The organism is Solimonas marina (assembly GCF_012241385.1).
Classification (GTDB): Bacteria; Pseudomonadota; Gammaproteobacteria; order Nevskiales; family Nevskiaceae; genus Solimonas; species Solimonas marina.
Genome location: NZ_JAAVXB010000003.1, coordinates 346,649 through 369,128, shown reverse-complemented (window position 1 = coordinate 369,128; position 22,480 = coordinate 346,649). Strand labels below are relative to the sequence as shown.

The following is a 22,480-nucleotide window of genomic DNA, read 5'->3' as shown; positions in this document are numbered from 1 at the left end:
CTCACCATCCTCCCGACGCACCACCGCCGCCAAAGCCACCGCCACCCCCACCAAAGCCACCGCCACCACCGAAACCGCCGCCACCAAAGCCACCGCCGCCGAAGCCGCCGCCGCGCGAATTCCAGCCGCCCAGCGGCAGGCCGCCGAACAGCGTCATCACCAGCGCGACGACGCCGAAGAACAGTGCAATGAGAAACGCACCGCTGAGCAGCCAGGCAATGACGAAGACCGCGCCGCCGGCGCCGATTGAGCCCAGCCCGGTGCCGAAAATGCGACGCAGGAACTGCGCGCCGACGAAGGTGAAGATCAGCAGGCCAATGAGGTTGCCGCCACGGCTGTCGCGCCCCTCGCTGTGCTTCGGTGGCGGCGGCAGCGGCTCGCCGTTGACGACCTGGATCAACTGGTCGACCGCCGTATCGATGCCGCCGTAGTAATCGCCCTTGCGAAAGTGCGGCAACAGCGTCTCGTCGATGATGCGATGCGCGGTGGCGTCCGGCACCGCGCCTTCGAGGCCGTAGCCGACCTCGATGCGGACCTTGTGGTCGTTACGCGCGACGAGCAACAGAATGCCGTCGTCGACCCCCTTGCGGCCGAGCTTCCACTGGTCGGTGACGCGAATCGAATACTGCTCGATCGCCTCCGGCGCGGTGGTCGGCACGATCAGCACCGCGATCTGGCTGCCCTTGGCCTTCTCGAAAGCCGCCAGCTTCTGCTCCAGCGCCGCCTGCTGCGCGACGTCGAGTGTGCCGGTCAGATCGGTGACGCGCGACTTCAGCGGCGGCACCGCAACCTCGGCGCGCGCCAGCGCCATCAGGCCCAGCATCAGCACCGCACACAGCCGCGCCAGACCCGACATCGTGACGCGGCGCCTGCCCAGCGGGCGCCGCATCGCCGTGTGGGTGGCGCCGATCACTTGCCGAAGTCGACGGTCGGCGCCTTGGAAATCGCCTTTTCGTCTTCAACGGTGAAGCTCGGCTTGACCTGCGCGCCAGTGAACTTGGCGGTCAGATTGGACGGGAACGAGCGCACCGTCGTGTTGTAATCCTGCACCGCCTGGATATAGCGGTTGCGCGCGACGGTGATACGGTTCTCGGTGCCTTCGAGCTGCGCCATCAAGGTCTGGAACAGGCCGTCGGCCTTCAGCTGCGGATAGTTCTCCGACACCACCAGCAAGCGCGACAGGGCCGAACTCAGCTGACCCTGCGCGGCGGCGAACTGCTTGAGCTGGTCGGCGTTGTTGTAGCTGTCGTTGCTGATGTTGACCTGTCCGACCTTGGCGCGTGCATTGGTCACCTCGGTCAGCACGCTTTCCTCGTGCTGCGCATAACCCTTCACCGTATTGACCAGATTCGGCACCAGATCGGCACGCCGCTGATACTGGTTGAGGACCTCGGCCCAGGTCGATTTGACCTGCTCGTCCTGGCTCTGCAACGTGTTGTAGCCACAACCGCCGAGCAGCGTCGTGGCGGCCAGCAGCGAGAAGATCATCAGCAGCTTTTTCATTCGGTGCACTCCTAGTCGCGAAATCCGCGGCACGTCAAAGGCATGGGGGTGAATCCCCGGGGTTCAAGCTGGATGGGTTTCGCCGGGCGCTGCGCGCAGCAGTTTGAACGCGTGCGCAACACCACCACGCTTCATCGCCGGCATCGCCCACAGCAGGCACATCGGCTCGATGACGCGCGCCGCCTCGGCGCCGCCGAGATCGGCCGGCTCCCAACCGAACGCGGCCAACAATGGCGTCACCTGCGCCTTGGCGGTGGCGTCGTTGCCACAGATGAACATGGTCGGCGGACCGCCCGGCAATTGCGGATCGGCGACCATCGCGGCGCCAACGGCGTTGAACGCCTTGACGAAGCGTGCGGTCGAGAATTCGCGTTGCAGACGCTCCATCAAGGACTCGTCGAACGATGTGAACAGGCGCAGGCTGCCAGCCGACGAGGCGCCGTCGGCCACCGGATTGCAGACGTCGATGATGGTCTTGCCGGCCAGATTCGGCGTGCCGGCCAGGCGCAAGGCACGATTCGCGACCGAGCCGCGCACCGCCAGCACCAACAGTTCGCCGAATGCCGCTGCCTCGGCAAAACTGGCGACGCCGACACCGCGCTGCGTGCGGCTCCACGCCACCAGCCGCGACGCGTCACGCGTGCCGAGCACCACTTCATGCCCCCGCGCCGCGAAGCCCGCGGCCAGCGCGCGCGCCACAGGACCGGACCCCAATACCCCAATCTGCATGGTTCCCCCACCACGAAAAACGGGCGAGCCCGTCACCGGACCCGCCCGCACTGTAACGACACGCGCCGTGCGGCGCGAATGGGTTTTACCCCTTGGCGCGCGATTCGAGCATCGCCACCGCCGGCAACGTCTTGCCTTCGAGGAACTCGAGGAAGGCGCCGCCGCCGGTCGAGATGTAGCCGATCTTGTCGGCAACACTGAACTTGTCGATGGCCGCCAGCGTGTCGCCGCCACCAGCCAGCGAGAACGCATCACTGGCCGCGATCGCATCGGCCAGCGCCTTGGTGCCGCCGGCGAACGCGTCGAACTCGAAGACGCCGACCGGACCGTTCCAGACCACGGTGCCGGCGCTCTTGAGCTGCGCGGCGAGCTTGGCTGCCGACTTCGGACCGATGTCGAGAATCATCTCGTCGGCTTCGACCTCATCGATCTTGCGCACCACGGCATGCGCCTCGGCCGAGAATTCGGTCGCGCAGACCACGTCTTCCGGCAGCGGGATGTCACCGCCGCGGGCCTGGATCTTGGCGCGAATTTCCTTGGCGGTGTCGAGCATGTCCATCTCGCACAGCGACTTGCCGACCTTGTAGCCGGCCGCGGCGAGGAAGGTGTTGGCGATGCCGCCGCCGATGATGAGCTGATCGGCAACGTCGGCCAGGTTGTTGAGCAGATCGAGCTTGGTCGAGACCTTGCTGCCACCGACGATCACCGCCAGCGGGCGCTTGGGCTGCGCCAGCGCCTGGCCCAGCGCATCGAGCTCGGCGGCGAGCAGCGGACCGGCACAGGCCACCGGCGCGAACCTGGCGACGCCGTGCGTCGAGGCCTCGGCGCGATGCGCGGTACCGAACGCATCCATCACATAGACGTCGCACAGCGACGCCATTTTCCTGGACAGCGCCTCGTCGTCCTTCTTTTCGCCTTCGAGAAAGCGCGTGTTCTCGCCGAGCGCGATCTGGCCCGGCTCCAGCGCCACGCCGTCGATCCAGTTGGTGATCAGCGGCACGGTGCGCCCCAGTGCGCTCGACAGCCACGCCGCGACCGGCGTCAACGATGCGTCCGGATCGACCTTGCCGGCCTTGGGACGGCCGAGGTGGGAGATGACGAGCACCGACGCGCCCTTCTCGAGCGCGAGCTTCAGCGTCGGCAGCGACGCACGCAGGCGCGCATCGGACGTGATCTTGCCGTGGGTGACCGGCACGTTCAGATCCTGGCGGATCAGCACGCGCTTGCCGGTCAGATCGAGGTCGGACATGCGAAGGACGGACATGGCTTCCTTATGAATGAGGGTGAAAGAGTTCGGCGGTACAAATGAAAAGGGCGGCCTAGGCCGCCCTTTTCAGGTCTTACTTGGCGGCGACGACGCGTGCCATTTCCAGGCACTTGTTCGAGTAGCCCCACTCGTTGTCGTACCAGCTGACGAGCTTGACGAAAGTCGAGTCGAGCGCGATGCCGGCGTCAGCGTCGAAGATCGACGTGCGCGCATCACCACGGAAGTCGGTGGCGACGACCTTGTCCTCGGTATAGCCGAGGATGCCCTTCAGCGCGCCTTCCGACTGCGCCTTCATCTCGGCCTTGATCTCGTCATAGCTGGCCGGCTTGTCGAGCTCGACCGTGAGGTCGACCACCGACACGTCCGACGTCGGCACGCGCATCGACATGCCGGTCAGCTTCTTGTTCAGCGACGGGATGACGACGCCGACGGCCTTGGCCGCGCCGGTCGACGACGGGATGATGTTTTCGAGGATGCCGCGGCCACCGCGCCAGTCCTTCGCGCTCGGGCCGTCGACGGTCTTCTGCGTTGCGGTCGTGGCGTGCACGGTGGTCATCAGGCCACGCTTGATGCCCCACTTGTCGTGCAGCACCTTGGCCAGCGGCGCCAGGCAGTTGGTCGTGCACGAGGCGTTGGAGATGATCGCCTGACCGGCGTAGGTCTTGTCGTTGACGCCGTAGACGAACATCGGCGTATCGTCCTTCGACGGCGCCGACATGATGACCTTCGGCGCGCCGGCATCGATGTGCTTCTGGGCCGAGGTCTTGTCGAGGAACAGGCCGGTCGATTCGATGACGACGTCGACGCCCAGATCGCCCCACTTCAGCGCGGCCGGATCGCGTTCCTGCGTCAGGCGGATCTTCTTGCCGTTGACGAACAGCGCGCCGTCCTTGACGGCAATGTCGCCCTTGAAGTGGCCATGCACGGAGTCGTACTGGAGCATGTAGGCCAGGTAATCCGGATCCAGCAGATCGTTGATGCCGACGATCTCGATGTCGCTGAAGTTCTGAACCGCGGCGCGCAGGACGTTGCGGCCGATGCGGCCGAAGCCGTTGATGCCTACCTTGACTGCCATATCTGCTTCCTCTGTGTCTTAAGGAGTGAGCGGCGCGCCGCCCCGGTTCGGCTCCACGACGGAAATTGCCGAAAATGGAGCCTGAAACAACGACGCCCCGAAAACGGGGCGCCTATTTTACAGATTTACCTTGCCAGAAGCTTGACGGTCCGCTCGACAATGGTCTCGGCGGTGAAGCCGAAGTGCTTGAATACGACGGCGGCCGGCGCCGATTCGCCGAAGCTGTCGAGGCCGATCACGTCGCCCTCCAGGCCGACGAAAGCGCGCCAGTAGTGGCTGACACCGGCTTCGACGGCGAGGCGCTTGCGCAGCTCCGGCGGCAGCACCGTGTCGCGGTAGACCGCATCTTGCTGCATGAAGACTTCGACGCAGGGCATCGACACGACGCGCACCGCGCGCCCCTGCTCGGCAAGCTGGATCGCGGCCTGGACCGCCAGCTGCACTTCCGAGCCGGTGGCGATGATCAGCGCTTCCGGCGCCGATTTCGGCTCCCACAGCACATAGCCGCCGCGCGCAGCGTCTGCCAGCTGCGCGTCGCTGCGCGTCTGCGCGTCGACGTTCTGACGAGTCAGCGCCAGCGCCGTCGGGCCGGTCGTGCGCTCGACGCCGGCCTTCCACGCCACCGCCGTTTCGTAGCCGTCAGCCGGCCGCCAGACGTGGACGTTCGGGATCAGGCGCAGCGACGCGACGTGCTCGACCGGCTGATGCGTCGGGCCGTCTTCGCCGAGGCCGATCGAGTCGTGCGTCAGCACATAGACGCTGCGCTGCTTCATCAGCGCCGCCATGCGGATCGCGTTGCGCGCGTAGTCGGAGAACACCAGGAAGGTGCCGCCGAACGGCACGAAGCCGCCATGCAGCGCCAAGCCGTTCATCGCCGCGATCATGCCGAACTCGCGCACGCCGTAGTTGATGTAGTTGCCGTCGAACTGGCCGGCGCGCAGGGCGACGTGGCCCTTGAAATCGGTGCAGTTGGATTCGCCGAGGTCGGCCGAACCGCCGATCAGTTCCGGCATCACCGCGGCGACGGTATCGAGCACCGCCTTGCTGGCCTTGCGCGTGGCGTTCGGCTTTTCGGCCTTGGCCGCATCGGCCAGGGCCTTGGCGATCGCCGCATCCCAGCCGGCCGACAGTTCGCCGCGCATGCGGCGCTCGAACTCGGCGGCTTCGGCCGGGTATTTGGCGGCGTAGTCCTTGAACAACACGTTCCAGTTCTGCTCGGCGGCGGCGCCCTTGGCCTTGGCGTCCCAGCCGGCGCGGATCGCGTCGGGAATCTCGAACGGAGCGTACGGCCAGTTCAGCTTTTCACGCACCAGCGAGACTTCCGCCTCGCCCAGCGGCGAACCGTGCGACGACGCCTTGCCGCCCTTGTTCGGCGAACCGAAGCCGATCACGGTCTTGCAGCAGATCAGCGTCGGCTTGCCGCGGCTGGCGCGGGCCACGTCGATGGCCTGCTTGATCGCCTCGGCATCGTGGCCGTCGACGTTGCGCACCACGTTCCAGCCGTAGGCCTCGAAGCGCGCCGGCGTGTCGTCGCGGAACCAGCCGTCGACTTCGCCGTCGATCGAGATGTTGTTGTCGTCGTAGAGCACGACCAGCTTGTCCAGCGCCAGCGTGCCGGCCAGCGAGCAGGCCTCGTGCGAGATGCCTTCCATCAAACAGCCGTCGCCGGTGAAGACGTAGGTGTAGTGGTCGACGATGTCGAGGCCGTCGCGGTTGTAGTGCGCAGCGAGCACGCGCTCGGCGATCGCCATACCAACCGCGTTGGCCAGGCCCTGGCCGAGCGGGCCGGTGGTGGTTTCGACACCCGGCGTCACGAAGTTTTCCGGATGGCCCGGCGTCTTCGAATGCAGCTGACGGAAGTTCTGCAGCTCCGACATCGGCAGGTCGTAGCCGGTCAGGTTCAGCAGCGAATAGAGCAGCATCGAGCCGTGGCCGTTGGACACCACGAAGCGGTCGCGATTGACCCACTTCGGGTTGGCCGGGTTGTGGACGAGAAAGTCGTTCCACAGCACTTCGGCGATGTCGGCCATGCCCATCGGCATGCCCGGATGGCCAATATTGGCTTTCTGGACGGCATCCATCGCCAGCGCGCGGATGGCGTTGGCAAGTTCAAAACGAGTCGGCATGGGGCGGCGCGGCGGGCAGGCAAAATGGGGGCGTATTGTCCGGATTTGGGCCCGGTCGGGCAAGAAAGCGCCAACGACCCCGGGGCGCCTGTCATCGGCCGGCAACAGGCGCCGAGCACGCTGGGCGGGCCTTTGCGCCTCTATGCCGGCCGCCGCAGCTGGCTTACAATAATCCGTTCATCCGTATAGACAGATTCCCCCGAGGGTTCCCGCCGATGTCCGAATACCTGTTCACGTCCGAATCCGTTTCCGAAGGCCATCCCGACAAGGTTGCCGACCAGATCTCGGATGCGGTGCTCGACGCGATCCTGATGCAGGACAAGCGCGCCCGCGTCGCCTGCGAGACCATGGTCAAGACCGGCGTGGCGATCGTCGCCGGCGAAATCAGCACCAGCGCCTGGGTCGACCTCGAAGCGCTGACGCGCAAGGTCATCACCGACATCGGCTATACCTCGTCGGCGGTCGGCTTCGACGGCGCCACCTGCGCAGTGATGAACCTGATCGGCAAGCAGTCGCCGGACATTGCGATGGGCGTCGACCGCAAGAAGCCGGAAGAACAGGGCGCCGGCGACCAGGGCCTCATGTTTGGCTATGCCTGCGACGAAACCAAGGAGCTGATGCCGGCGCCGATCTACTACTCGCACCGCATCGTCGAGCGCCAGGCGAAGATCCGCAAGGCCAAGAAGTCGGCGCTGCCGTGGCTGCGTCCGGACGCCAAGAGCCAGGTCACGCTGCGCTACAAGGACGACGTCGCGGTCGGCATCGACGCCGTCGTGCTGTCGACGCAGCATGACCCGAGCATCAAGCTCAAGGATCTGCGCGAAGCGGTGATGGAAGAAATCCTCAAGCCGGTGCTGCCGGCCAAGTGGATCGACAAGAAGACCAAGTTCCACATCAACCCGACCGGCAATTTCGTCATCGGCGGCCCGGTCGGCGACTGCGGCCTGACCGGCCGCAAGATCATCGTCGACACCTACGGCGGCTGGGCCCGTCATGGCGGCGGCGCGTTCTCCGGCAAGGACCCGTCCAAGGTCGACCGTTCGGCCGCGTACGCGGCGCGCTACGTCGCCAAGAACATCGTCGCCGCGGGCCTGGCCAAGCGCTGCGAAGTGCAGGTCAGCTACGCGATCGGCGTCGCCGAACCGACCTCGATCATGGTCACCACCTTCGGCACCGGCACCATCAGCGACGCGTCGCTGGAAAAGCTGGTGCGCAAGCACTTCGACCTGCGTCCGTACGGCATCACCAAGATGCTCGACCTGGTGCACCCGATGTATCAGTTCACGGCGGCCTACGGTCACTTCGGCCGCAAGCCGTTCGAGGTCAAGGGTGCCGACGGCAACACCTTCACGGCGTTCTCGTGGGAAAAGACCGACAAGGCCGACATGCTCAAAGCCGATGCCAAGAAGCTGAAGTAAGCCCTACTGCTTCGCAAAAAGGCCGCCTCCGGGCGGCCTTTTTCGTGGGCGCCGCTCGCCAAGCAAACCATGCCGACCGCCGGGCTGCCGGCGCACACCGCTCGCCCGGACGGCCCTGTCGCAGCCGACGCACGTCCCGCTAACAGGACATCACCGACTGCCGCCATGCCCATGCCGCCCCGACCCCGCCCACCGCTCGCCGCATCGCTAGCCGGACGCGGCGCCGCGTCAGCCGCCCCCTTCCGGCCATGAGCGCGCGCATCCTCTGCGTCGAAGACGAGGCGGATCTGCGCGCCGATCTCGCCGACGAATTGCGCGACGCCGGCTATGAAGTCCTCGAAGTCGCCGACGGACGCGCCGCTCTCGATGCCTTGCCGCAGTTCGCGCCGGATCTCGTGTTGTGCGACATCAACATGCCGCGCATGGACGGCTTGGCCGTACTTGAAGCGGTGCGCGCCCGCGGGGACCGCCTCGCCGCCGTGCCGTTCGTGCTGCTGACCGCCTACGGCGAAAAACACCAGATCCTGCGCGGTCGCGCCCTCGGCGCCGACGACTACGTGGTCAAGCCGGCCGACTTCGACCTGCTGATCAGCACCATCCGCACACGGCTCGCCAGCGTCTCGCGCACCCGCCAGCAACTGCAGTTGCGCAGCAATGGCTCACACGACACCACCCAGCGCCCGCTACCGGAACTCCCCGACGCGGACGATCTTCGCGCCCGGCTGCCGGCCCTGCAGGCACGCGGATACACCCTGCTGCTCGGCGCCGCACAAGACCGCCCGATGGCTGACGACGCGCAGCGACTCGCCGAGCGCAGCACCTCGCTACATCACGTCCGCGAATGGGTCGACAGCCTGGCGCCCGGAGCCGAGTGGTTCGGCACCAATCGTCGCTGCATCGCCGCGGTCTGGCCGGACCCGGAGCTGCAGCCACTGCTCAGCGAATGGCTGTCGCAGCCGCTGCGCCGTGGTGAATGGTCGCTGCCGCCGGTGCTGGTCGTCTCCGCGCACGAACCCGGCAGCAATGTTCTCGACGAGCTGGCTGAGGCCGAATACGCGCTGAGCTTGTCGCTGGTCCGCGCCGGCCCGCAGTGCACGACGGTCGACGCGGTCCGGCGCAAGGAACTGCGGGCGATGCGCTTCATCGAAAAGCAGCTGCCGTCGGCGATCGCGCGCGATGCCCTGGAACTGTATTTCCAGCCCAAGTACGCGCTGAGCGAGCCGCGTATCGTCGGCGCCGAAGCGCTGCTGCGCTGGACCGACCCATCACTGGGGTCGATCTCGCCGGCCCTGTTCGTCCCGACGGCCGAGCGCTGCGGCCTGATCGGCGAGCTCGGCGACTGGGTACTGCGGCACGCCATCTGGGCGCTTGCACGGCTGCGTTCACACGGCATCGACCTGCGCATCGCCGTCAACATCTCGGCGATCCAGCTGCGCGACGAACTGCCCGCGCACGTCGAGCAGCTGCTGAAGGAAGCCAGCGTCGAACCGAAATGGCTGGAGATCGAGATCACCGAAACCGCGCTGCTTGGCGACCTGCCGCACGCCGCGGCGATTGCGCGGCGGCTGCGTGCGCTCGGCATCAAATTGACGGTCGACGATTTCGGTAGCGGCCACGCCGGCTTCGGCTATCTGCGCGAGCTGCCACTCGACGCGCTGAAGCTCGATCGAAGTTTTGTCGCCGAACTGGAAACCAACGAAGCCGATCGCCGCATCACCGAAAGCATCCTCGGCCTAGCCCGCTCGCTCGGCCTGGAAACCGTCGCCGAAGGCGTCGAATGCGAAGCACAGCGCAGCCTGCTACGCAGCCTGGGCTGCGATGCGATTCAGGGCTACCTCGCCGCTCGGCCGATGCCGCTGTCCGCGCTGATCGAACGCCTGCAGCCCTGAGCGCCTCGTCTACGCTCAGCGCGGCGCCTGATGTATTGGCAGACTCAGCGTCGCCGTGGTACCGGCGCCGGCCGCACTATCGAGCCGCAGTTCGCCGCCATGGCGCTCGGCCAGCTGGCGGACCAGATGCAGACCCAGGCCCGTACCCGGAATCCCCGCCGACGTACTGGCACGGAAAAAGCGATTGCAGATCTGCTGCAACTCGCCGGCCGGAATGCCGACGCCCTGATCGCGCACCACGATCTCGGCACGATCGCCTTGTTGTCCGGCGCCGACCCAGACGCAATCGCTGTCCGGCGCGTACTTGACGGCGTTCGACAACAAGTTGGCGAACATGTGTTCGACCATGAACGGATCGGCGTCTACTTTCAGCGATTCGTCGTGTGCGAATTCGATGCGCGGACGCAGCTGCAATTCCGCCTGCTGCTGGATGATGGCGCGCATCAACGGAATCAGGTCAATGCGCCGCGGCGAGAACTCCAGCGAGCCTTCCGCCATGCGCGCGTCTTCAAGCAGGGTATCGACGGTCTCGGTCAATCGCGCCACGGCGGCGCGAATGCGGACACCGCGTTTGCGAATATCGTCGGCCGACATGTCGTACGCCTTGCGCATCATGCGCTGCGCGCTGCTGTCGATCACCGCCAGCGGCACGCGAAACTCGTGCGACAGCATCGACACGAAGCGGCGCTGCAACTGATTGAGGTCGCGCTCGTGCTCAAGCGCCGCCTGTAACGCACGCTCCGAGCGACGCACTTCGTCGATGTCGAGCAGCGTCGTGACGATGGCCAGACGCCCCTCGTAGACGCAGGGTACCGCGGAGATGCGCAGACTCAGCGCCGCACCGTTGAATGCACGGCCCTCGACATCGACCGGGCCGTACGTGTCGCCGGCGCCGATCGCCGAACGCATCGCATCGTGATCGGCGTGCGCGGCGTAAAGGCGCGCGACGACATCACCGTGCGCGTCCTCGGGCAAGGCCAGCAGGCGGCTGGCCGCCGCCGTCGCGAACAGCAGTCGGCCGTCCTGCCGATCGCTGATCAGCAGCGCCACCGGCGCTACCTTCAGCACCAGCTGCAGCGTCCGCTCGCTCTGGCTGGCGCGTGCCTCGAGCGCGCGATGCGTCGACAGGTCGCTGAGATTGATGACGTAGGCCGGCGCGCCGCCGAGCGGATCATGCGTCGCGCGCACGTCGAGCGAGAACCAGGCTCGGCCGGTCGCCGTCTGCAGCTGCATTGCGCCGCCGGCCCAGCCGCGACGCCCAGCCTCGACGCACAGCTGCGCCGGGTCGGCGCCGGTCGCGCCGAACACCGTCCACGCAGAGCTGTGCTCGAGCGCCGGCAGCTCGGCGAGCGCCGCCGGGCTGACGGCCAGCACCGAGCCATCGGCACCGACCATCACCGTCATCTGCGCGCTCTGGCGAAATGCCTCGAGCGCGCGCAGATCCTCAGGCGGCAGCGCTGCGGCGGCAAAGGTCGGGGACTCGGACATGACCCAAATGGTGTCGGCAGCGGCGCGCGATTCTGTAGCGCCGCGCACCGGCGCCGCGACAGCCGGCGACGAACGCGGCGCCGGACCGCACGACACGCATGAATTTCGACGCCCCGAAGCTGGGATTCGCAAACGCGTCGTGTTGCCGGCAGACGCCGCGCCATGGCCATCCATGGCGGGGGCATCGCTCGATTGAGCCCCGGCCCGCGTTTGCTGACTTTGGCGCGACATTGCGTCACGCCTCGGCGGGGCAACGCTCCCTGGCGGGCCGGAAAAAAGGCGAAGCAGTGCTTCGCCCTTTTTTTACCCCGTGTTCTGCAGGCCTTGGGCGATGCCGTTGACGGTGGCGACCAGTGCGGCGAGCAGTTCGTCGTCTTCGCTGCTACCGGCACGCCAGCGCTGCAGCAGATCAACCTGCAACAGATTGATCGGATCGACGTACGGGTTGCGCAGCCGGATGGACTCGGCGAGGCGAGGATCGGCGGCGAGCAGGCGGTCGCTGCGCTTGATGCGCAGCACCCAGTGCACGGTGCGTTCGAACTCATCGCGAATGCGCGAAAAGAACGGTTCATGCAGCTCGCCGGCCAGGCGCGAGTACTGCAGCGCGACATCGAGATCGCACTTGGCCAGCACCATGTCGATGTCGTCGAGCATGGTGCGGAAGAAGGCCCAGTCGCGGACCATCTCGTGCAGGCGCGATTCGCCGAATTCGGCGGCGCTACGTTCGAGCGCGCTGCCGAGGCCATACCAACCGGTGATGATGGCGCGGCACTGCGTCCACGCGAACACCCACGGAATCGCACGCAGGCTCTCGACGCCCTTCATCGTGCCGCGCCGCGAGGGCCGCGAACCGAGCGTCATGCGTTCGATGACGTCGATCGGTGTCGCCAAGCGGAAATATTCGACGAAGCGCTCGTCGCCGACAAAGCCGCGATAGGCCTCGCGCGAGGTCTGCGACAGCGCCGCCATCGTCGCCTTCCATTCGGCCTCGCGCGGCTCTTGAATGCGCGGCCGCAGCGACGCACGCAGCGTCGCCGCCACGCTCTGTTCGATCTCGCGCAGCGCCAGCGCGCGTATGCCGTATTTGCGGTGAATGACTTCGCCCTGCTCGGTGACACGCAGGCGACCGGCGACCGAACCGCGCGGACTCGCCATCAAGGCGTTCATCACGCGCCCGCCGCCGCGGCTCGCCGAGCCGCCGCGACCGTGGAAGAAGCTCAGCGCGACGTTGTGCTCGCGGGCGATTTCGAGCAGCTCGACCTGGGCGCGCTGCAGGCCCCACCGCGACGCGACCGTGCCACCGTCCTTGCCGCTGTCCGAATAGCCGAGCATGACCATCTGCCGGTTGCCGCGCGCCGCCAGGTGCAGGCGGTAGACCGGATCGGCAAGCAGGGTCTGCAACACTTCGGGCCCCCGCTTGAGGTCGTCGACGGTTTCGAACAACGGTGCGACGTCGAGCGGCACATTGCCCCGCGCATCGACCAGGCCGCCGTAGCGCGCCAAGGCCAGCACCGCGAACACGTCGGCCGCACTCTTGGCCATGCTGATGATGTACAGGCCGGTGGCCTTCGGCCCGTAGGTCTCCTGCGCGTCGGCCAGCGCCACGAATACCGCTCGCGTGCGCTGCGCGGTGACATCGTTCGACGCCGGGAACACTTTTTCGCGGCCGGCATAGGCGCGCAAGGTGTCGAGCTGCTGCTCGGGCGCACGCGTGGCCCACTGCGGGTCGGCCAGCAGCGCGCCGACCGCCTCGGCATGAATACGCGAATCCTGGCGCACGTCGAGCCGTGCCAGATGAAAGCCGAAGGTCTTGACGCGCCACATCAGGCGCCGCACCGCGAACAGGCCGGCGTGCTCGCCCTTGGCGGCGCGCAGTGATTCGATGATCGACTGCAGGTCGGCTTCAAGCTCGCCGACCTCCGGATAGCCGTCGCTGTCGTCGCGCTGCGTGGCGCGAATCCGCGCCCGCATCAGCGTCAGCAGCACGCGGTAGGGCATGTCGGCATGGCGCGGGCGGATCGCCGCGGCGGCCTTCGGCAACAGTTCCTGATAGCGCTCGATGCGCGCGTCGAGGTCGGCAGTGACCGTCGTACGGCTGCGCGTCTGGCTGAGCAGGCTGGCCAGCGCGCTGACTTCGGACGCGTAGCGGTCGAGAATCATCTCGCGCTGGCCGCGCAGCGTCGCGCGGATGGTATCGGCGCCGACATTCGGATTGCCGTCCATGTCGCCGCCGACCCATGAGGCGAAGTGCAGCAGCGTCGGCAAGCGATAGGGCACGCCGTAGATCTCGTGCAGCGCGTCCTCGAACTGCTCGTAGAACACCGGCACGACCCGATACAGCGGCCCGCCGAGATAGAAGCCGACGTGCTCGAATTCGTCCTGCACGCTGGGTTTGACCGGCGCCGTCTCGCTGGTCTGCCAGCCGGCGGTCAGCGCCATGCGCAGGCGCTCCCAGTCGCCGCGAATTTCCCAGGGCGTGCGCGACGCATCGAAGCCGTTGATCAGGCAGCGCACGATCTCCTGCTCTTTTTCGAGCAGCGCACGGCGCTGCGCCTCGGTCGGGTGCGCGGTGAACACCGGCTCGACATTGAGGCGCTCGATCCAGCCGATCAGCTCGTCGGCCGACACGCCGCTGGCCTTGAGCTTGCGCAGCACGTCGAGCAGGCCATCCGGCTGCGGTTGCTCGCTGGCGTGCTGGTATTCGCGGCGACGGCGGATGCGGTGCACACGTTCGCCGATGTTGACGGCCTGGAAGTACGTCGAGAACGCGCGCGTCAGGTCCAGCGCCAGCTCGACCGGCAGGTCGACGACCTGACCGGCCAGCGCCTCGACCGACTGGCCCTGCTGGCGGCGGGTAATGGCGGCCGTGCGCAAGGTCTCGACGCGCGTCAGAAAGGCCTCGCTGACCTGCTCGGCGAGCATCTCGCCGACGGTGGCACCAAGGTGGCGCACATCCTCGCGCAGTGCCGCGTCATTGGCCTGCACGTCGCGCTGGCCGAGGGTCGGGATCGTAATTTCACGCGTGTCCATGCCACTAACGCTAGCAAACAACGTGACAGTGCGGGTCTTCCGAAAGCCGATCGACCGATCCTATATCTCTTGATCCGCATAAGCGGATACAATCGGCGTCCGCGTTCCCGCCGAGGGGCGTTGCGATCCGCCTTTTAGGAGGCGGACCAGGCTCGGCGGGCTCGGGGCGCCCTGCGTCCCGGAGACGACGCAACGGCGCCCGTTCCGATCCGATCTTTCGCTAACTTTCGAGGAGCGCACGCATGAACGCACAACTCAAACCCGCCGCCCTGGCCGACGGCGACTTCAAGGTCCGCGACCTGTCGCTGGCCGAACTCGGCCGCAAGCGTGTCCGCATGGCCGAGGAGGAAATGCCCGGCCTGATGTCGATCCGCGCCAAGTACGCGCCGCAGCAGCCGCTGGCCGGCGTGCGCCTGACCGGCTCGCTGCACATGACCAAGGAAACCGCGGTGCTGCTGGAGACACTGGGCGCGCTCGGCGCGACGGTCCGCTGGGCGTCCTGCAACATTTTCTCGACGCAGGACGACGCCGCCGCCGCGGTCGCCGCCGCCGGCACGCCGGTGTTCGCGTGGAAGGGCGAGACCCTGGAAGAGTATTGGGACTGCACGCTCGACGCCGTCACCCACAAGCTGGCCGACGGCACGCTGACCGGCCCGGAGCTGGTGGTCGACGACGGCGGCGACGTGACGCTGCTGATCCACAAGGGTTACGAGATGGAGCAGGGCGACCGCTGGGTCGACACGCCGTCCGACAACCATGAGGTCAAGGTCATCAAGGACCTGCTCAAGCGCACTGCCGCCGAGCGCCCGGGCTTCTGGACCCGCGTCGTCGCCGACTGGAAGGGCGTCTCCGAAGAGACCACCACCGGCGTGCATCGCCTCTATCAGATGAAGGAAGCCGGCAAGCTGCTGGTGCCGGCGATCAACGTCAACGACTCGGTGACCAAGAGCAAATTCGACAACCTCTACGGCTGCCGCGAATCGCTGGCCGACGGCATCAAGCGCGCCACCGACCTGATGGTCGCCGGCAAGGTCGCCTGCATCTGCGGTTACGGTGACGTCGGCAAGGGCAGCGCGCACTCGCTGCGCGGCCTCGGCGCGCGCGTCATCGTCACCGAGATCGACCCGATCAATGCCCTGCAGGCGGCGATGGAAGGCTTCGAGGTCAAGACCGTCGAGGACACGCTGGGCATCGCCGACATCTACGTCACGACCACCGGTAACAAGGACATCATCACCTTCGAGCACATGCGCGCGATGAAGTCGAATGCGCTGGTCTGCAACATCGGCCACTTCGACAACGAGATCCAGATGGATCGCCTCAACGCGTCGGACGCGGTGCGCGACACCATCAAGCCGCAGGTCGACCGCTACACCTTCCCCGACACCGGCCGTTCGCTGTACGTGCTCGCCGAAGGTCGCCTGGTCAATCTCGGCTGCGCGCACGGTCATCCGAGCTTCGTCATGAGCAACTCGTTCTCGAACCAGACGCTGGCGCAGATCGACCTGTGGGCGCACAAGGAGACCTACGCAAAGGACGTCTACCGCCTGCCGAAGAAGCTCGACGAGGAAGTCGCGCGCCTGCACCTCGAGCAGATCGGCGTGAAGCTGACCAAGCTCACCGCCGACCAGGCCGAATATCTCGGCGTGCCGGTCGAAGGCCCGTACAAGCCCGAGCATTACCGCTACTGATCCCGTGAGGCGAGAGGAGTGAGGCGTGAGGCGTGAAAAGCGGCGGCATCACGATCTGGAGGTCTGGCGCGATGCGCTCGATCTCGTTGCTGCCGTTTATCGTGCCACCGCCTCATTCCCTGCCGATGAACGTTTCGGACTGACTTCCCAGCTTCGCCGAGCCGCCGTCAGCGTTCCATCCAATATCGCCGAAGGCATGGCGCGCAGCGGTCGTGCGGAGCTATTGCACTTTCTGCACATTGCACGCGGCTCGCTCGCCGAAATCGAAACCCAAATTCAGATTGCCCGCCGACTCGATCTGCTCGGCGAAGATGAAGCACTCGACGAGCAGCTCGATCGTGTCTTCGCAAAGCTCGGCGGCTTTCTGAACGCGATCAAATCATCCCATCCATGACGCCCTCGACGCCTCCCGCCTCCCGCCTCCCGCCTGACGGCATCCACTTTTCGTTCGAGCTGTTCCCGCCGCGCACGTCCGAAGGCAAGGCCAAGCTGCCGACTACGGTCGCGCGCCTTGCGGCGCTGAACCCGGCGTTCTTTTCGGTCACCTACGGCGCCGGCGGCTCCGACCAGGACGGCACCTACGACACCGTCGTCGACGTGGTCACGCAGACCGGCATCGCCACCGCCCCGCATCTGACCTGCATCGGCTCGACCCGCGCCAAGGTCGCGGCGCTGCTGGAACGCTACAAGGCGGCCGGCGTGACGCGCATCGTCGCCCTGCGCGGCGACCTGCCGGCGACGGCCATGTCGCCCGAAGCACCGGGCGAGTTCCGCTTTGCCAACGAGCTGGTTTCGTTCATCCGCGAAACGCATGGCACGCACTTCAGCATCGAGGTCGCCGCCTATCCGGAAATGCATCCGCAGGCGCGCAGCATCGACGAGGACTTCGAGCACTTCCGCCGCAAGGCGGATGCCGGCGCGTCGAGCGCGCTGACACAGCTGTTCTACAACCCGGATGCCTATTTCTATTTTCGCGACCGCTGCGCGGCCGCCGGCATGACGCTGCCGATCGTGCCCGGCATCATGCCGATCACCGGCTTTCAGAATGTCGTGCGCTTCTGCGGCAACTGCGGCGCCGACCTGCCGCGCTGGGTCCGCCTCAAACTCGAAGCGCTGCAGGACGACAAGCCGGCGCTGCTCGACTTCGGCACCGACGTCGTCGCCCGGCTCGGCGAGACGCTGATGAAGGGCGGCGCACCCGGATTGCATTTCTACACGATCAACCAGGCCGATCCGACCCTGCGGCTCTGGAAAGCGCTGGGCCTGCCTGCCGACGACGTCGGCCCGTAGCCGCGGACGCGGCGCGATCGTTCGCAACTTCGTCGAACACGGCAAAACGGAAAAAGGCGCGGCTGCCATCGCAGCCGCGCCTTTTTTGATGCCTCGTGTAGGCGCTTACAGCGAGCCGTCGAGGATCCAGCCCGAGTACCAGGCCGAGCTGGCGTTCGGATCGACGGCGCCGATGTAGTCGGTCGCGTCGAGGAAGCTCGCATCGGCGGTGCTTTCCGGGTAGGTGCCGTTGAACGCCGTCCAGTCGATCGGCGACGACAGCTGCGCTTCGGCGGCGCCGGAGGCGTAGCTGGCGTTCAGATCGGCCGACACCATGAACAGCGAGCTCGAGTCGAAGCCCAGCGTGCTGTCATAGCTGCAGTCGAGGATGACGTTGTGGTAGACCAGCGTCTGCGCGCTGATGTTGGCCTTGGCGTCGTCCGACACGCGAATGCAGGCCGGGTCGGTCGTGCTGCTGCTGTCGACGCTGAGGATGGAGTTGACGATGAAGCCGCCGGTGCCTTCCTTCATGTTGTGAATGAAGTTCGGGTCCGACGCGCCGGCGCCGCCGATGAAGGTCGCGTTGGCAACGACCGGCTTCGACAGGAACGCGTCGGTGCCGAAGGTGTCGGCCTCGATGGTGGTGCCGAAGGTGTCCGCCGACTGCTTGACGATGACGTACTGGATATTGCCCTGGAAGCCTTCGTCCCAGTCCAGCGAGTCGTCGAGGTTGCCGGTCAGTACCAGATGCTTGGCGTGAATCGCGCCGCCGAAGAACTCGATACCGTCGTCGGAGTTGGCGTTGACTTGCACGTGATCCATGGTCGTGCCGGAGCCGACGGCGACCAGCGAGATGCCGTTGATCTCGTCGCCGGGCGCGAATTCGTAGCCGCCTTCGGTGACGATCACGTATTCGAGCGAGCCGCTGTTGTCGTCGGCGCTGTAGCCGCCGGCAAAGCCCGATTCGCCTTCGCCGTCGACGTTGCAGGCCGTGGCCGCATCATCGCATTCGTTGTGCCGCCCGTAGCCGCCGATGATCAGGCCACCCCACTCACCCGAGCCGGTGTAGTCGTCGTCGTCGGAGCTGAACACGATCGGCGCAGCGGCCGTGCCGACCGCCGTGATCTTCGAGCCGCGCGTGATCAGCAGGTTGGCGAAGGTGCCTTTCTTGCCCTTGATCTGGGTACCCGACTCGATCGTCAGCGTCACGTTCTGCACCGCCCCGCCGTTGGCCAGCTCGCCCTCGGTCGCCGACATCTCGCCGTTGCCGTTGCCGACCGTGACGCGGTCCTGCAGATACCAGACGATATCGCGGGTCAGCGTGCGATCTTCCATGATCGTCGACGGCAGCGCGCAAACGTCATTGCCGCTGGCATCCTTGTTCTTGGCCGACGCCCAGTCCGGGCAGTTTTCGGACACGGTCGTCGTGCCGCCCGAGTCGCTGCCGCTGCCGCCGTTGTTGGTGGTCGTGTCGCCTTCGATCAACACCGAGGTCTTGTCGCCCTCGGTGCAACCGTACAACCCGCCGAAAGCCGCCGCCATCACCGACGCCAGCATCAGTTTCTTGAAAGTCATAAGCACTCCGTTCTGTGTGTCCATGGATTCGTCTGCGACTGAAAAGGCGTTAGCGAAGCTTCAGAACTTCCAGTCGATACCGGCTTCCAGCTCGACACCCGTCTCGTAGCGCTGGAACACCTTGCCACCCTGCGTAAACTCGATTTTCGAATTCAGCAGATTTCCCACCTTCGCCTTGAACGCGAAGTTCTCGACAACGTTGATCTTGTAGTTGAGGTCGAGCTTGAGCCGTGGCTCTTCGATCACGTCCGGACGCCCGGACACGCCGACATCGACGATGTTCTTGCCGTTCTGGTTAAGGAGCAGCGTGAGCTGCTGCGCGGTCGGCACGTCGTCGTAACCGAGCACCAGATTGACGGTGTAGTCCGGTTGCCCCTGCAGCTTGCGCGCGTCACCGCCGTCGAGCTTTACCTTCGAATCGATATAGCTGCCGTTGAACGCGACGAAGGCGTTGCGGCCGGCGTCGCCGAACGCGAGGTTGCGGCGCGTATCGACTTCGACGCCGTACAGATAGGCCGAATCGGCGTTCTGGAACGTGCGTGAATTGCCGGCGGTGCCGGACGCCGCCTGCACGACGCGCTCGATCGGATCGGTGAAGTCCTTGTAGAACAGCGCGACGCTGAGGCTTTCGTTCTCCGACCAGTAGCGCTCCCAGCGCAGGTCCAGGTTGGTCACCTTGGAAATCTTCAGATTCGGATTGCCGCGAACACGGAAGTTGAATTCCTGATCGTAGAAGACCGCGTTCGAGGTTTCCTTGAAGTCCGGCCGGGACACCGTGCGCGTCGCTGCGAAGCGCAGCTGCTGAACGTCGTCGATGAACCAGTTGAAGCTCAGTGTCGGCAGGAACGTGTTCTCGTCGATCACCGAGCGCACCGCGCTCTGGTCGCCAGCCAACTGAAAGGTATCGGTGGTCTGCCGATAGTGCTCATAGCGGCCGCCGAGCACGATCTGGTAACGCTCGAGGAACATCAGGTCGTACGACAGCCAGGCACTGTCGAGATCGAGTTCGGCCTCGTAGCTGTCGCTGGGCTGGGTCTTGTCCTGGAACGCGAAACCGGTGCCCGGATCGCCGGTGATGTTGTCGACGGTGAGCACGTCGCTGACCAGGCGGTTCGGCGCGTTGTCGTCGACGCCGGATTGCAGGCCGCCGTCGTAGCCGTAGCTCTGCGAGTCGGCATCACGCTTGCGATGGATGGCCTGCGCGCCGAACGACAGCGTCGCCACGCCGAAGTCGGTGGGCTCGAACTTGTAGGCGAAGTCGAGCGCACCGTCGACGTTGTTGTCGGTCAGATCGTCATAGCGACGCAGCAGATTCGGCACCTGCAGGTTGTAGACATCGTCGCCTTCTCGCAGGTCGAAACGGACCTCGCGACGATCGGGCGCATAGCGCCGCGCCTGGCTGCCGGTCAGCTGCCAGTTGACGGTGAAGCGGCCACCGGCGCCGAGCACATGCTCGCCAAGCAGCTGTTGCGACAGGAACTGGCGCTCTATCCAGTCGATCGTGTAGCGGTACGACTGGAAGGCCGAATCGCCGTCCAGGCCCTGCGAGACGCGCACCCGGTTCTCGGTGACGCGCGACACCACGGTGTTGGCCTGGAAGGTGTTGGCGCCGAGGTTGAGACCCAGCGACAGCAGACCGCTGGCATCGATGTCGTTGCTGCTTTCGACGAAGTCGAAGTCGTCGTAGGCATTGCCACTGCCGCCCGCCGAGTACGTGCGTGCCACGCCCTTGTCGCGCTGCGACCAGCCGTTCTTGTAGTTGCCGGCGACGAAGAAGCCGAACTCGCCGCCGCCGAAGCCGTAGACGTCGCCGTAGTTGGCGCCGAACGAGAGCTTCGGCGTCGCCGTGGTGCGATCGAGATCGAGATGATCCTTGAGCAGGATGCCACCGACGCGACGCAATTCTTGCTGCACGTTGTCCGAATATTCGTCGCTGTATTCGAGCGCCGCCGCGATGCCTTCGACACCGCCGGGCACATCACGATTGCCGTGATCCCAACCGAGCAGATCGGAGGTGAAGTTGCGGCTCGGATCGGACGCCACGTCGTCGCCGGTCAGGCCGGGGATGTAGCCGAGCGTCAGCGACAGTTTGCCGGCCGCCGCCTGCGGAAAGCTGCGCGTATTGATGACCAGATTGCCGCCGGTCGACTCGCCCGGCATGCTGGCGATGAAGGTCTTGCGCACGTCGAGCTGGCTGACGATGTTGCTCGGGAACAGATCGAGCGGCACCGTGCGCTTCGACGGATCGGTGCTCGGCAGCGTCGCGCCGTTGAGCGTGGTCGTCACATAGCGGCCGCCGAGACCGCGGATGAAGACGTAGCGATCGTCTTGCACGGTGACGCTGGGCACGCGCAGCACCGAGGCGCTGACTTCGCTGTCGCCGTAGCGCGCCAGCTCCTCGATGCCGAGCGTGTCGATGACATTGGTCGCGAAGCGCTCGTTTTCCTCGAACGCGCGCGGCTGCAGCGACGAGCTGACGACGATCTCGGCGATACCGTCGTCGCCGGCGCTACCGCCGATCGCGAAGTTTTCGTGCTTGTCGATATTGCCGACGATGCGCACGTCGCTGGTCGCCGCGGCGCCGTTGCCGTCGTGCTGGATCACCAGCGTGTAGTGACCGCGCGGCAGCCGTAGTGCGTAACGACCGCTGGCATCGGTCTGCACCGCGGCTGCTGCGCCGCGCACGCCGACCGTGGCGCCAGCCAACGGCGCGCCGTCCTGCGTGACCAGACCGCTGACCGAGCCTTTCGGCGCCTCGGCGCGTTCGACCGCCGACTCGGCATCGAAGTAGCGCTCGATCGAATCACGTGGCTGACCGTGCGCGCTCAGCGCCACGTTGACATCGACGTACTGGCCACTCGCTGCATTGAAGCGCAGCACATGCAGCGTTTCGTCGTCGCGCGACAACACCAGACGGTGCGCGCCCTCGCCGAGGTCGAAGACCACAGAACCGTCGTTGCCGACGATCTGCGGCGCACCACCGTCGAGCGCGGCCGTCAGGCCCGCCGCCGGCGCGCCGTCCTGAAAGACATAGACCACCAGTTCGTCGTCGGCGTGGGCCGCGACGGCGTAGCACGACAGTGCGGCAGCCGCGATGTGCTGAACTGCGAACCTTCTCATTGAAACCCCTATCGGCTGCATGCGCGAACCCGCGGCAGCGCGACGCGCCACCGCGATCGAATGGCGTCGGGAGTTCAGGCAGGCGGTGCCGGCTCGCGGCACCCACCGGATTCATCGCACCTGATCCACAGACCACGACTGTGCGCGTCGGCACCCGCCGTAGCTGGAGGAGATTCGGAAAATGCCGGCGCCTCGCGCCGCTGCTCAGGCGTCTCGAAACGGCCTGTCCGCTATCGCGTCCCGTGCCGAGCCGTCCCCCGGCTCTGTCTGTTTCGCACGGTCGCGATGCCTCCCAACCCG

Annotated in this window: 15 protein-coding genes and 1 riboswitch; of the genes, 5 read left to right on the top strand and 10 right to left on the bottom strand. The window is 66.2% G+C overall.

The window, feature by feature from the left end:
- Position 1: 1 nt before the first annotated feature.
- The 6 genes from G7Y82_RS07930 to tkt all read right to left on the bottom strand — a co-directional run bounded on the left by G7Y82_RS07930 (position 2) and on the right by tkt (position 6,700).
- Positions 2-856 carry a TPM domain-containing protein gene (locus G7Y82_RS07930; RefSeq protein ID WP_206370484.1) on the bottom strand — a complete coding sequence of 285 codons (855 nt, stop codon included), beginning with the start codon at positions 854-856 and terminating at the stop codon, positions 2-4.
- Positions 857-909: 53 nt separating this feature from the next.
- On the bottom strand, positions 910-1,503 hold the full coding sequence (locus G7Y82_RS07925) for a LemA family protein (RefSeq protein ID WP_168147480.1): 594 nt from the start codon (positions 1,501-1,503) through the stop codon (positions 910-912).
- Between the two features lie 63 nt (positions 1,504-1,566).
- Positions 1,567-2,232: an NADPH-dependent F420 reductase gene (locus tag G7Y82_RS07920; protein ID WP_168147479.1), complete on the bottom strand. Its 666-nt coding sequence runs from the start codon at positions 2,230-2,232 to the stop codon at positions 1,567-1,569.
- 85 nt (positions 2,233-2,317) lie between these two features.
- Positions 2,318-3,496, bottom strand: coding sequence for a phosphoglycerate kinase (locus G7Y82_RS07915; RefSeq protein WP_168147478.1), 1,179 nt, complete (start codon positions 3,494-3,496; stop codon positions 2,318-2,320).
- A gap of 76 nt (positions 3,497-3,572) precedes the next feature.
- The gene (gene gap, locus G7Y82_RS07910) at positions 3,573-4,574 is read right to left on the bottom strand and encodes a type I glyceraldehyde-3-phosphate dehydrogenase (RefSeq protein ID WP_168147477.1); all 1,002 of its coding nucleotides are present in this window, start codon (positions 4,572-4,574) and stop codon (positions 3,573-3,575) included.
- A 125-nt stretch (positions 4,575-4,699) separates the two neighbouring features.
- Positions 4,700-6,700, bottom strand: a complete 2,001-nt coding sequence (gene tkt / locus G7Y82_RS07905; RefSeq protein WP_168147476.1) for a transketolase — start codon at positions 6,698-6,700, stop codon at positions 4,700-4,702.
- Positions 6,701-6,915: 215 nt separating this feature from the next.
- Here tkt and metK point away from each other — a divergent pair, with 215 nt between their 5' ends.
- Positions 6,916-8,118, top strand: coding sequence for a methionine adenosyltransferase (gene metK / locus G7Y82_RS07900; protein ID WP_168147475.1), 1,203 nt, complete (start codon positions 6,916-6,918; stop codon positions 8,116-8,118).
- Between the two features lie 248 nt (positions 8,119-8,366).
- A complete protein-coding gene (locus G7Y82_RS07895; RefSeq protein WP_168147474.1) occupies positions 8,367-10,007 on the top strand; it encodes an EAL domain-containing protein in 1,641 nt (546 codons plus the stop codon).
- Positions 10,008-10,022: 15 nt separating this feature from the next.
- Here the strand turns inward: G7Y82_RS07895 and G7Y82_RS07890 are convergent, their stop codons facing one another.
- Positions 10,023-11,495: a sensor histidine kinase gene (locus G7Y82_RS07890; protein WP_168147473.1), complete on the bottom strand. Its 1,473-nt coding sequence runs from the start codon at positions 11,493-11,495 to the stop codon at positions 10,023-10,025.
- 303 nt (positions 11,496-11,798) lie between these two features.
- Positions 11,799-14,525, bottom strand: a complete 2,727-nt coding sequence (gene ppc / locus G7Y82_RS07885; RefSeq protein ID WP_168147472.1) for a phosphoenolpyruvate carboxylase — start codon at positions 14,523-14,525, stop codon at positions 11,799-11,801.
- Between the two features lie 106 nt (positions 14,526-14,631).
- Positions 14,632-14,733, top strand: a riboswitch (S-adenosyl-L-homocysteine riboswitch).
- 34 nt (positions 14,734-14,767) lie between these two features.
- Here ppc and ahcY point away from each other — a divergent pair.
- From ahcY to metF, 3 genes are read left to right on the top strand one after another with little or no spacing between them, the layout of a single operon-like run.
- Complete coding sequence (gene ahcY, locus G7Y82_RS07880) at positions 14,768-16,216, top strand: adenosylhomocysteinase (protein ID WP_168147471.1); 1,449 nt, start codon at positions 14,768-14,770, stop codon at positions 16,214-16,216.
- A 25-nt stretch (positions 16,217-16,241) separates the two neighbouring features.
- A complete protein-coding gene (locus G7Y82_RS07875) occupies positions 16,242-16,610 on the top strand; it encodes a four helix bundle protein (protein ID WP_366515635.1) in 369 nt (122 codons plus the stop codon).
- Positions 16,607-17,506 carry a methylenetetrahydrofolate reductase [NAD(P)H] gene (gene metF / locus G7Y82_RS07870; RefSeq protein WP_168147470.1) on the top strand — a complete coding sequence of 300 codons (900 nt, stop codon included), beginning with the start codon at positions 16,607-16,609 and terminating at the stop codon, positions 17,504-17,506. The genes G7Y82_RS07875 and metF overlap by 4 nt, the downstream gene beginning before the upstream one ends.
- A gap of 105 nt (positions 17,507-17,611) precedes the next feature.
- Here the strand turns inward: metF and G7Y82_RS07865 are convergent, their stop codons facing one another.
- The gene (locus G7Y82_RS07865; RefSeq protein ID WP_168147469.1) at positions 17,612-19,060 is read right to left on the bottom strand and encodes a beta-helix domain-containing protein; all 1,449 of its coding nucleotides are present in this window, start codon (positions 19,058-19,060) and stop codon (positions 17,612-17,614) included.
- A 60-nt stretch (positions 19,061-19,120) separates the two neighbouring features.
- Positions 19,121-22,180: a TonB-dependent receptor gene (locus G7Y82_RS07860; RefSeq protein ID WP_168147468.1), complete on the bottom strand. Its 3,060-nt coding sequence runs from the start codon at positions 22,178-22,180 to the stop codon at positions 19,121-19,123.
- Positions 22,181-22,480 lie beyond the last annotated feature (300 nt).